The organism is Haliscomenobacter sp. (assembly GCF_033763495.1).
Taxonomy (GTDB): Bacteria; Bacteroidota; Bacteroidia; order Chitinophagales; family Saprospiraceae; genus Haliscomenobacter.
Genome location: NZ_JANRKL010000052.1, coordinates 1 through 12,590, shown reverse-complemented (window position 1 = coordinate 12,590; position 12,590 = coordinate 1). Strand labels below are relative to the sequence as shown.

At 48.5% G+C, this 12,590-nt stretch carries 7 protein-coding genes; 3 read left to right on the top strand and 4 right to left on the bottom strand.

The window, feature by feature from the left end; translation table 11 throughout:
- Nucleotides 1–15 precede the first annotated feature (15 nt).
- Both SFV55_RS06235 and uvrC read left to right on the top strand, forming a co-directional pair.
- On the top strand, nt 16–1,404 hold the full coding sequence (locus SFV55_RS06235) for an N-acetylmuramoyl-L-alanine amidase (RefSeq protein ID WP_320028614.1): 1,389 nt from the start codon (nt 16–18) through the stop codon (nt 1,402–1,404).
- Nucleotides 1,404–3,212, top strand: coding sequence for an excinuclease ABC subunit UvrC (gene uvrC / locus SFV55_RS06230; protein WP_320028613.1), 1,809 nt, complete (start codon nt 1,404–1,406; stop codon nt 3,210–3,212). The genes SFV55_RS06235 and uvrC overlap by 1 nt, the downstream gene beginning before the upstream one ends.
- Nucleotides 3,213–3,214: 2 nt before the next feature.
- Here the strand turns inward: uvrC and SFV55_RS06225 are convergent, their stop codons facing one another.
- Genes SFV55_RS06225 through SFV55_RS06215 form a run of 3 tightly spaced genes read right to left on the bottom strand, consistent with a single transcriptional unit; the run spans nt 3,215 to nt 6,007 of the window.
- The gene (locus SFV55_RS06225) at nt 3,215–3,493 is read right to left on the bottom strand and encodes a hypothetical protein (protein ID WP_320028612.1); all 279 of its coding nucleotides are present in this window, start codon (nt 3,491–3,493) and stop codon (nt 3,215–3,217) included.
- A gap of 6 nt (nt 3,494–3,499) precedes the next feature.
- Nucleotides 3,500–4,777 (bottom strand): metal-dependent hydrolase family protein, encoded by a 1,278-nt coding sequence (locus tag SFV55_RS06220; RefSeq protein WP_320028611.1) that lies wholly within the window; start codon nt 4,775–4,777, stop codon nt 3,500–3,502.
- A gap of 12 nt (nt 4,778–4,789) precedes the next feature.
- Nucleotides 4,790–6,007 (bottom strand): Pycsar system effector family protein, encoded by a 1,218-nt coding sequence (locus SFV55_RS06215; RefSeq protein WP_320028610.1) that lies wholly within the window; start codon nt 6,005–6,007, stop codon nt 4,790–4,792.
- 249 nt (nt 6,008–6,256) lie between these two features.
- Between SFV55_RS06215 and SFV55_RS06210 the strand changes: the two genes are divergently transcribed.
- Nucleotides 6,257–9,397 (top strand): adenylate/guanylate cyclase domain-containing protein, encoded by a 3,141-nt coding sequence (locus SFV55_RS06210; protein WP_320028609.1) that lies wholly within the window; start codon nt 6,257–6,259, stop codon nt 9,395–9,397.
- 78 nt (nt 9,398–9,475) lie between these two features.
- Here the strand turns inward: SFV55_RS06210 and SFV55_RS06205 are convergent, their stop codons facing one another.
- Nucleotides 9,476–12,562, bottom strand: a complete 3,087-nt coding sequence (locus SFV55_RS06205) for a DUF2723 domain-containing protein (RefSeq protein ID WP_320028608.1) — start codon at nt 12,560–12,562, stop codon at nt 9,476–9,478.
- Between the last annotated feature and the right edge of the window lie 28 nt (nt 12,563–12,590).

Here is a 12,590-nt window from a genome sequence, read left to right as displayed (position 1 = left end):
TAAACAAGCCTAACCATGAAAAAAATAGTTCTCCTTTCCCTTCTCCTGGCTTGTGCAGTGCCATTTTTAAGCACCGCACAAGAAACCAGCCCCAACCGCAAAAAAATCACGATTACTAGAGCAGAGGTTCAAAGTAGTCAACCTGCTGAAGAGCCTGGGGGCTTTACCCGAAATGAGGTATCGATGGCTACTTTTATTAAACCCATCAAGATCAAATTTGCGGATAAGGTCGAAAATTTTTTTACCCTGGCCATCAATTGGCCCAAAGGCTTGGAAAACGCAGATGATCTGAGCTTTGAATACCGCGAAAAAAAACGCAACAAGTGGAGTGAATGGAAAAAACTCCCCTTAGACCGCCATGGAGAAGAGGAATCTACCGTAGAAACTACAGAAATGCGCCAGGTGGATGCCAAAGTGCGCATTATCCAAATCATTGTTATCCACACCGGATCCCTGCCCGAGGGCATCCAAATCAACTTGTTCAACCCGGTATTGCCCCCCAATACAGGTTCTGCGTCGTTGAACTCCAACCCAGGCCAGCAGGGGCCCGCACTGCCCGAATTACGCTCTTGTCCTTGCCCCCTGCCTCAACTAGTCGGGCGCGACACCTGGGGTGCTCCACGGCCTTGCTCGTCGCCGGGTTATGCCACCGTTACCCACCTGGTTGTACATCATTCTGCGGGGGTGAATACCTCCAGCAACTGGGCACAGGTGGTTCTGGGCATCTGGGATTTTCATGTCAATACTCGCCTGTATTGCGATGTGGCGTACAATTACCTCATCGATCCCAATGGGGTATTGTATGAAGGTCGCAGTGGTGGCAACAATGTCATTGGCGCCCATTTTTGCAGCACCAACACGGGTACCATGGGGGTGTGCCTACTCGGTAACTTTCAGGAAGTGCAGCCAACTGACGCAATGTTGAATACCTTGGCCAATCTTTTGGCCTGGAAAAGTTGCAACTCGAGTATTGACCCTTTGACTAAATCCATTCATGCCCGGAGTGCGCTGGATCTCAACCACGTTTGCGGACACCGCGACGGTTGTGCAACCGAATGCCCGGGCACCAATGTTTACACCAAACTGGCCAGTGTGCGGGCCAAAGTTGCCAGCAACATCCAGGCCTGTAATTTTACAGTAGGCATTGATGACCCCAAAATGGATGATTATCAAATCGACATCATTCCCAATCCGGCTCAGCAAAGCTTCCGCCTGCAAGTCAGCAAAGGCCTGCGCATCACCCATTTGGAGCTGTACAACCTGATGGGTCAAAGGATGAGCGGAGTGCAATTTGATGCCACTACTTTACAGGTCAACTGTGGGAACCTGCCCAGGGGTGCTTATGTTGTAAGAACGCTAGATGCACAAAACCGGAGCAGCGCCCGGCAAATTGTATTGCAATAATGACGACTGAAGACTTCAAAAAAATCTCGGATACCGTCCCCAAAGATCCCGGGGTTTATCGCTTTATCAACGATGAGGACACCATTTTGTACGTTGGCAAGGCCAAAAACCTCAAAAATCGCCTTTCGAGCTATTTTGGTGAACGCAAGGATCGGCTCTTTCGCACCCGCCTGATGGTCAAAAACGCCGTCCGCATTGAATTCACCATTGTTGAAACCGAAACCGATGCCCTGCTGCTCGAAAGCGCACTGATCAAAGAGCACCAGCCGCGCTACAACGTGATGCTCAAGGACGACAAGTCCTACACCTATATTTGTATCAAGAAAGAACATTTTCCCAGAGTGTTTTTCACCCGCCGGGTCATTCGGGATGGCTCCACTTATTTCGGGCCTTACACCTCCAAAGGCCGGGTGCAGATCATTTGGGATTTGCTGCGGCAACTCTTCCCCCTGCGCACCTGCCAACTCAATTTAGCCCCTGAAAACATTGCCGCGGGCAAGTTCAAGGTATGCCTGGAATACCACATCAAAAACTGCCAGGGCCCTTGCGAAAACTACGAAGATGAGGCTGGCTACAATGCCAAAATTGAACAAATCAAAAACATCCTCAAAGGGAATTTTGGCGCGGTGATTCAACACTTCAAAGGTTTGATGCACCAATACGCGGAGCAAATGGAGTTTGAAAAAGCGCAAGCCATCAAGGAGAAATTGACCGCTTTTGAGGATTATCAGGCCAAGAGTACCGTGGTGAGTTCCAGCATCCGGGATGTGGATGTATTTTCGATTGCCAGCGACGAAAAAGAGGCTTATGTTAATTACCTGCGGGTAGTCAATGGCGTAATCATTCATACCCATATGCAGGAATTGGTCGTAAACATGGAGGAAGAAGAAGCAGATTTGTTGGCCTACGCCATCCCCCTCATCCGTGAGCGTTTCAACAGCCTAGCGCCCGAACTGGTCTTACCCTTTGAGGTCCCTGTTACCGATAAAAACCTGTTGGTAACGGTGCCCAAAATTGGTGAAAAACGCAAACTCCTGGAGCTTTCCCTCAAAAACGTGCAATACTACCGCGCCCAGAAAAAGCGCGATGAAGCCAGCAAAACCAAACGCCAAACGCCCGCCGAGCGCATCCTGCGCACCCTGAAGGCCGACCTGCAAATGAACGACTTGCCCATGCACATCGAGTGTTTTGACAACTCGAACATTCAGGGGACGAACCCGGTTTCTTCCTGCGTGGTGTTCAAAAATGCCAAACCTTCCAAGCAGGATTACCGCCACTTTAAGGTCAAAACCGTTGTGGGTCCCAATGATTTTGACACCATGAAAGAGGTCGTATACCGTAGATACCGCAGGCTTTTGGATGAAAACCAGTCTTTGCCCCAATTGGTCATCATCGACGGAGGTAAGGGCCAACTAGGCGCGGCCATGGAAAGCATCAATGAATTGGGACTGGCCGGAAGAATGACCATTGTGGGCATTGCCAAACGGCTCGAAGAGATCTTTTTCCCTGGAGATTCTGTACCGCTGTACATCAATAAAAAATCGGAATCCCTCAAACTGATCCAACAGGCCCGCAACGAAGCGCACCGTTTTGCCATCACTTTTCACCGCGATCAGCGCTCCAAAAATTTCATCGATACGGAATTGAACAACATCCCGGGCATCGGGGAAAAAACGGCGCAAAAGCTGCTGACGCATTTTGGCTCGGTAAAAAAGGTACGGGAGGCCCTGGCATCGGAATTGATTGAGGTGTTGGGCATGGCCAAGGCGAAGGTCGTGAAGGCGTATTTTGATAAAGAGATGGAGTGATATCACCCCACCCAATACAAAAATCCCCCCAACACCAACATCATCAAGCAGCCCAACAGCGCAATTGCCGCCAGCGGCCGTTTGAGGGCAAAAGTGCTCAACACATATACAATGACAATGCTGAGGCCAAAACCCCAGGAAAGATTGACCAGCAAAAAAGCCTCTTTAGACGAGGCTGGAAAATGTGGATTAGCTCCGGCCATACGCACCGCCATGGAAACAGAAGCCAGGATAGCCGCAGTGTACAACAAGCGCTTGATCCACAAGTTGCTATTTTTCATTTGTGTTTATTTTTCAACGACGATTACTCCTCCTTTTATCACCAGTTGGATTTTGCGCAAATCGCTGATGTTTTGGTCGGGACGTCCTTCTACAATCAACAAGTCAGCCAATAAACCTGGGCGGATAGCCCCCAACTCAGCCGACAAACCAAACACTTTGGCATTGATGGAAGTGGCCGATTTTAGGACCTCCAAAGGTTTCATGCCATAGTCTACCATCATTTCCAGCTCGCGGGCATTGTCGCCGTGGGTGAATACGCCCACGTCACCACCAGCGAGGATGGTCACTCCGGCATCCAGCGCTTGTTTGAAGCTTTTGCGTTTTTGCACAATGCGCTCTGGCTCGGCGTCGACGCCTTTGCGCCAGCCCCGATATTGCAAAATGGCATCTCCCGCCGCTAAGGTAGGGCATAATGCAACGCCTTTTTCGGCCATTAGTTTAAAAACTTCGGGTGTACCGGCGTCGCCGTGTTCGATGCTTACCACTCCGGCCAAGGCGGCGCGGCGCATACCTTCCTCGGTACCCGCGTGGGCGACAACTCCACGACCGCTACTAGCCGCGGTTTTGACCATCAATTGCAATTCTTCAAGCGAAAAAGTAGCGCGTGCCTCCCCGCGTACGCCCCAACGGTAATCGGCGTAGACCTTGACTACATCGGCACCTTTGCCCATTTGCTCGCGCACTACCTTGATCAGGTTGTCGTGCCCATCTGCTTCCTCGGCACCCAGTGGTATATCCACATGGGGTGCAAATCCTTTGGGGCCATAACTCCCCGTAGCGACAATGGCTGGTCCCGCTACCAACATCCGGGGGCCGGGGATAATGCCTTTTTCAATGGACTGTTTTAACCCGACATCCGCATACCCAGCCCCTTCAGAGCCCAGGTCGCGTACGGTGGTGAAACCTGCTTCCAAGGTTTTGCGTGCATGCACAGTTGCGCGTACAACCCGCTCAGCTTCCGATTCAACCAAAACCTGATCGTTCCAGGAAGTTTCGTTGTAGGGATGCAGCAAGAGATGGGAATGGCCTTCGATGAGCCCCGGTAAAAGGGTAGTACCCGGTAATTCCAAACGTCGAACATTGGCAGGAATCTTGATTGAAGCAATTGGCCCTGCTGCACTGATTTTGTCTTTTTCAATCAAAACAGCCCAGGAATCGTGTAGGTTTTGGCCATCAAAAACCCGGTCAGGAATGATCAAAAGTGGAGTATTGACTTGTCCAGAGAGTAAAAAATGCCAACCTAGACTATACAGAATGACCAGAAACTGAATTTTCCCTTTCATACTTGATAAAGACTAAGACTTGATCCATAGTGCGAAGCCAAAAGCAATAACCACTGCGATCAAACCAAACATAAAGATGCTGTAACAAATGCGCAAAAAACGGTATTTCTGGGCGAGTACCTTGCCTAAAAAATAAATGTCGCGGGTCATAGAGCTGTATAAAAAATCGCGGTCCTGGATCATTTCTTTCATACCCCAGTCAAAATCTTCCAGTTTCATGTTGTAAAAATTGCCAAAAAAAAGCAGGTTGGTTTGTTTTTTGGCAATATCCTCGCGGGTAAACTCCCCCTTAGTAATTTTTGGCCGGGTAGATAAGATGGCAAAAATTAAAGCACCCAAACAAACCGCCAGCAATAAAAAGGTGGGGATGATCAATTCCGGGTGGCTATTGAAACTGGGAATCAAACTGGAAATGACAATCGAAATGATGATGGCATTGATACTGAGCATGATGTTGGCCTTGTTGTCGGCAATGGCACTCAGATTCAGATGGGTGCGGTAGGTGTTGCGGTACATGGTTTCAACACCGCGCCCCAGGTTGAGTTCTTTTAATTCTTTTTGGGTTTTTTTCTTTTGCTTTTTCCATTTGCGCTCTTCTTCACTTTCATCGGAAGGCACAATGCGCTGCTGGTATTTTTTGAGTTGTTTGATGTTTTTGAACTTGCCGTTGTCGAAGTATTGGCGCGCTAGCTCAGTATGGTAGTGGTGACTGGTGATGAAATCCAGTTCATTTTGGACCCATTCTTCTTCATTCATGAAACTCTGCCTGGTCATGAGCAGTTCCTGTCGCACCCGGCTGCAGCGATCCCAATACAATTCCGAACCCAGATGGCTGTAATCCGAATCCCGGATGATTTCTTCCAATAGGTTGCGCGGCTGAAACTTAATCTGGGTAGCTTCAATCAGGTGTTCTACCCTTTGAATGTTTTGCTCTGGATAGCCATGTTTTTCCAAAAAACGCCGGGCATTGATTTGTCCCCTTGCTTCGTGACCAGCAGCTCCCTGATCGTAACCGGTATCATGAAACCAGGCTGCAATAATCAGTACTTCAGTATCATTAATCGATAATGCATACCCGCTCCCCAAACGCCGTGCCGCATCAATCACATCACAGGTATGTTGAAAGTTATGGTAGAAGTATTTTTCTTCGATGTGGTCGCGAAAATACTGCTTGACGTATTTTTCGGCAGCCGAAGTCAGGTTTTGTGGCGGAGATTGAGTGGTTTCCATATTATTGCGCTTCCTCCGACCAAAGTAGGATATTTTTGGGAAAAAAGAAAGGATAGAACTTTAGTAGTGTGGCAAAAATGAACACTCATTTTTTCTCGCCCTCATCATCTTGTTTAATTTATTCTCCTTGATGTAAACTTTTTTTGCCCTTTTTAGACATATTGATAAAAAGCTTATGCCCAAAACTTCGTTACTAGAAAAAATCCTTAGTTTGGCAGCTATTGAGTTAATTTGATGATGAAAAATTGTATGCGACTTGTATGGTGGGGATGGATGATTTGTTGCGGTGGAGCATCGGCTTCTCTCATCGCCCAATCGGCCCAATACCAATTCAAAGTATACAACCTCGAAGACGGCCTCAGCCACCGCGATGTATTTAAAATTGCGCAGGACAACAGTGGGTTCATTTGGGTGGCTACCATGGACGGTCTGAACCGTTTTGACGGCTACGAATTTGAGCGCTACAACAGTCGCAAGGATAGCAAACGCTCTTTGCCGCTAGATGCGATATCGGACATGACCATAGGTCGGAGCAACGAACTTTGGCTGGCTGGGCAAAACCATGTAAGCGCCTTTTACACCGAGTTTCACCAAATTCAGACTCATCACCTGAGCCAACAAGCCGAAAATACGCAAAACTCCAGCAGCAATAATTCACTTACGCCTCACAACCTCTTTCACGATACTCAGGGTGCATTGTGGATGGCTGCATTGGAGGATAAAACCGACCAGGTTTCCCTGCAACGACTGGATGAATACGGCAAATTTCACAAGGTAGCAGACCTGAAAGGCAAATCTCCCCGCCGCCCCATTATCCAGTTCAACGGTTATATTTTTGTTGGGGCACAAAACAATGAATTATGGCTGCTATCGCCCCAAACAGGCAATAAAGAAAAAGTCATCACCCTGCCTGGCCCAGCTACCGAGAGCAACCGGGCAGTACACCTGCATGCTACAGGTGGGCGCCTGTGGATTTTGACTGCTACAGGTAAGGTGTATACCTTGAGCAACCCCCAGGCTGCCCTCGAATTGCATGCCATCAATCAATACATTCCTGCAGGAGGTTTGTACAACTCTATGCTTATCGACCCCCTCGGCAACATTTGGCTGGCTGGGCAAGGGAAGCTCTGGCATTTCGTTACCCAAAGCAATTTGCTCGAAAACTACGACGAGCGGGTGCGCTTTTTGCTCAAATCCATGCCCAATTACCGTCAGGTTTTTCGGGACCAATCTGGAGTTATCTGGGTGGCCAGTGATTATGGCGTGATCAAAATTGTTGAATCTGAAAAATTATTTACCCAATATTTGAGTGGCGGTAATGAAGATTGTCGGGATTTGCAGTGCAGCATTCGGGGAATGGCCGAGGATGAAGAGGGAAGGGTTTATTTGTCCTACTACAACTCCATCCACGTATTGGATCCACGTTCCAATGCTTTGCGCCCACTTTTCCCCTACCGCAATTTTTCGAATTTGCCCTTTGGTTTGGTGTACCACCAGGGGAATCTTTATACGGGCAATGGTTGGAAAATTAATCCTAAAACCCTGCAACAAAACAAACTTTTCCCTGATGCCGATCGGGAAATTGGAGGCGTGGTTGCCATTGGAGGCCGAGGGGCCATTTGGTTTGGATATGGTGCCAAACTTTACCAATATGACCCTAAAAAACAAAAACTTCAAACATACCGAGGTAAACAGGGAGCCTGGTCTGAGCGGCTGGGCGAAATCAGTTTTTTGCAGCCGGGGCGCAATCCGGATGTTTTATGGGTTGGAACGATGGATCAGGGCTTGTATCAACTGAACCTCAAAACCGGAAAGCGCAAACATTTTTATACAGGCAAAGGCAGCCCGGTGGAAGTATATCCTCGTCGGATCAATTGCATCTACGAAGACCGCCGGGGGATATTGTGGATCGGAACAGACCAGGGCTTGCAAAAAATCAATTTTAAAACTGCCCAGAGCACCAATTACAATCGCCGCGCGGGTTTGTCCAACGACATTGTAACTGCCATTTTACCAGAAGGAGATTCTTGTCTCTGGATTAGCACTTACCTAGGCTTGAACCGCTTGAGCATCAACCGGGAGCAGTTTTTGTCTTTTATGGAGCAAGATGGTTTGTCCAACAACGAATTCAACAGAATTGCGGCCTTACGGACCGGAAATGGCCGCCTTTATTTTGGTGGTCTGGATGGAGTCAATGCCTTTTTTCCAGGGCCGCAGTTTTGGCGTAAGGAAAGTAAAGCCTATGAGGCCCCTATGCTTTTTACCAAATTCACCCATTACAGTGGAGAACGGGATACCATTTTTACCCGTACAGCCGGAATCAACAAACAACGCTCGGTCTTTTTGCGGAGCCGCGACCGTTATTTTACCCTGAGCTTTGCGGTGGCCAATTACCGCGAACCCAACCAAAACCGCTTTGCCTACATGCTGGAAAACTATGAGCGCAACTGGACTCCTTTCGACAATGAACACATGGTGATGTACAGTAACATTCCTGCTGGAAAATATGTGTTTAAGGTCAAAGCAATCACGGCTGGCAGCTTGAACAAGGCCAGCGAAATGGAAATTGAAATGATCATTGAGCAGGCTTTTTACAAGTCCTGGACTTTTATCATCACCTGCATAGTGCTGTTTTTTGGTGGGCTTTACGCCTTTGTGCGCTACCGAATCTACACCATTCGCAAACGGGAAAAAGCACTGGAACGATTGGTCAGAATGCGCACCAGCGAATTGGAGGATGAAAAACTCAAATCGGATCAACTACTCCTCAATATTTTACCTCCCGAAACTGCCGAAGAGCTCAAAACAAAAGGCAAGGCCAGCGCCCGTCGGTACGACAATGTGACGGTCATGTTTACCGATTTTAAAGGCTTTTCCAGTATTGCTGAACAAATGGAACCAGAAGAACTGGTAGAAGAAATTGACCATTGTTTTCGGGCTTTTGATGCCATCATTGATCGATACGGTTTGGAAAAAATCAAAACCATTGGGGATGCTTACATGTGTATGGATGAAGGAATAGACAGCAGTCCGGAGGAAAGTGTGAGCCGGGTGGTCAGGGCAGCGCTGGACATTCAGCAGTTTTTAAATGAAACGGCAATCAAGCGCCGGGAGCAAAACCTGCCTGCCTTTGAAGCAAGGATTGGCATCCATACCGGGCCGGTCGTAGCGGGGGTGGTAGGTACCAAAAAATTCGCCTATGACATTTGGGGGGACACGGTCAATATCGCCTCTCGAATGGAGTCGGAAGGGGCTGCTGGAAAAGTCAATGTGTCGGAAACTTCTTACCACTTGTTGAATGGCGAGTTCCAGGGGGAACACCACGGCCAGTTTACTGATCGGGATAAGGATACGATTGATATGTATTTTGTGAAGTTGAGGGAAGGGTAAGCATTTTCAAAAACAAGAAGCCCCTGAGAAATGACATTCCTCAGGGGCTTCCATTTTCAATAATTCATATCAATACTATTACTGCCCCTGCGGCTGCTGGAACAGCGAGTTCTCTGTAGGTGCAGCCTTGAATGGTGCGAATTTCTTGGTCAAATCATCCACAAATTTCTGATCCTTGTTTTCCTTGGCATCGCGCAACAATGTTTCAATCGTTTGCTCGGCCAGGCGTTTTTGCAAATCATAACTGGATGTAATCACATCGGGATCCTGCGAGTTGATGAACCTCAATTGCTCAAGGGTTTCTTTCGCCAAAATTTCCATGTGCGGCTTGGCTTTTTTGTAGGCACCAGCCCTTACATAAATTTCCAGCATGTAGTTGGTGCGGTAATCGTAAGGGAAGTTGAAATGGGGGAATGACTTGAAATACTGATCGGTCAGTGCGATCGCTTTGTCATTCTTACCTTCAGCCAAAAACGCTCCGGCGGCCCGGCGCATGACCAATTGCATGCTTTGCAAACTTGGCGCATAGCTATTGTCTACAAAAGTTGGCTCCTTATCAAAGTTACCCCAACGCCATTTTTTCATCACGTTTTCGTACACCCTATCAGCATCTACCTTGCCGCTGCCGATCAAGCCGTAATTCGGATCGCTGGTGGTACGGGTTGGCACGATGCGCAAGGCCAAACCTTCCAGTTCCATGTAGTCGTCCAGACCAAAAAACTTGCTGGCTTGAGTAGTCACTGCGAAGTAGATTGGGCGATCCCAGAGGTTGGAAGTAATCACGTCCAAAACAGCGATGTCATCTTTGGTCATGTACTGCTGAGCAGGCATTTTTAAAGGAATCCGATCCACCAAAGTACTATCTCCTGCTTTGGCCAACCCCATTTGAATGACCTTGGCTTTAGGTACAGGCAAATATACACTGCGGGTAGGCAGGTATGACTCGGTAGAGCCACCGTTGCTCAATTGCTGAGGGTGATCCTCTCCAACAAAGCGCATGAAATCCTGAGCGCTCATTTCGCCCTGGCTGCCTTGTTCTACGAAGAACATTTGGTTGCGGCGGTCACCCTGATAAGCAGAACTACTCAGGGTGAGTTTCAGGGCCGGAGAATCATTGATTTTACGGCGCAGCAGGTCGATGTACCAATCAACGGCAATCAAACTGAGGTTGACCACCCGTACATCCCGACGAATGCCTTCTACCTCCTGGGCGTACCACAGAGGGTAGGTATCGTTGTCGCCATAAGTGAAAATCACGGCGTTTTTCTCTACCGAATTCAGGAAGTTGGACGCATAATCACGCGAGGCGTAGTGCCCGTTGCGGCTATGATCGTCAAAGTTTTGGGTACCCATCAGGATTGGCGCAATGATCACCAGTGCACCAGCCAAACCAGCACCTACCGGACCACTCAATTTGACCCGATCGCGTAAAAGTTCGTAAATGGCCAGCACCGCCATCCCCATCCAAATGCAATAGACGAAGAAGGAACCCGCCAAAACGTAATCCCGCTCGCGTGGTTCGTTGGGTGGCTGATTGGAGTAAACGATGATACCTAAACCTGTGATGACAAAGAGCGCCAGCAAGCCTAAAAAATCATTGCGGCGTTTGCCAAAATGATAAACTACCCCCAGTAAGCCAAAGATGAATGGAAGCAGGTAGTATTTGTTTCTGGCAGCATTGTTTTTTTGTACTTCTGGCAGTAGAGCCTGGTTGCCCAAACGAGCATTGTCAAGTGGAGCGATGCCTGAAAGCCAGTGGCCCGCCGATTTATCCCATGGGTAAAGACCTTGTTCTCCATTTTGGCGACCGGCAAAGTTCCACATGAAATAACGCCAGTACATCCACTTGATCTGGTAATTCCAGAAAAAGCCAAAGTTCTGACCCTGGGTTGGTTTCCAACCTTCGGGCAATTGCTGATTCGGATCCATGCCCATCCACTGCATGTACAAAGAAGGACGTCCTTGGGAGGGATCCGCCATACGTGGGAAGAACATTTTATCGGCGTCATTGTAGACATAGTCTACTTTGTCCGAAACGTGTTCGTAGCGATCACCCACCCGGCCATAGCGCTTTTCAGTGGTAACGTCAGTTGGTTGTGCTGCAAAGTGTGGTCCACGCAACAAGGGGCGATCACCATACTGCTCACGGTTGAGGTAAGGCAGCAGGCTTAAAGCATCCTTGGGCGCATTCATATTGATCGGTGGGTTGGAATTGGCGCGGGTCACCACCATGCCATAAGTCGACATGGCCAAAACCATCAGCGCGAAGGCCACCACTACATTTTGAACAGTAGATTCCTGATTTTTGTGTGCGTAACGGAGCCCAAAATAAATGGCCGCCAAAATGATCAGTACCGTCGGAATGATCCCCGAATGAAAGGGCAAACCAAAGGTATTGACGAACAACAATTCAAAATTGGCCCACAAACGGGGTAACCCCGTGATGATGAACATTTGCACTAAACCCACAATCACCACGCCTACAAAAGCGGCAATGCCGGTTCCCAGGAAAGTGACGTTTTTGGAACGTTTGAAATAAAAGAACATCGCCAGGGCCGGGAAAGTCAGGATACTCAACAAGTGGACCCCAATGGATAAACCGGCCATGTATACAGCAAAAATCAACCAACGGTCGTTTTGGTGGTCATCTGGCAACGCATACCATTTCACCGTAGCCCAAAGGGTAAGTGCAGTGAAAAAAGTAGACATCGCATACACTTCGCCTTCCACTGCTGAAAACCAGATGGAAGTACAAAATGCAGTGCCCAAGCCTGCAACCAGGCCAGCAGCAGCCAGCGCAATCTGATCCCCAGAACCGGGTTCACCATCGCGGCCAACCAGAGCAAGTTTACCCAGAATAATGGCCACCCAAGCCACAAACATAGCCGCAAATGCTGTACAAATACCCGACATCAGGTTGACTGCAAATGCAATATTTTCAGGGTTGCTGGAGAAAATGCTACCTGCCCAGGCAAACATCCGGCCAACCAGCAGAAACAAAGGTGCGCCAGGGGGGTGCACAACTTGGAGTTTATGGGCACCCAGAATGAACTCGCCGCAGTCCCACAAGCTACCCGTGCGTTCGGCAGAGAGATAATAGACTACTGTCGCTACCGCGAACACCAGCCAACCAACAATGTTTGTTGTACGCTTAAAAGAACTCATGCGTTCGTTGTAATTTTTCTAAATTTAG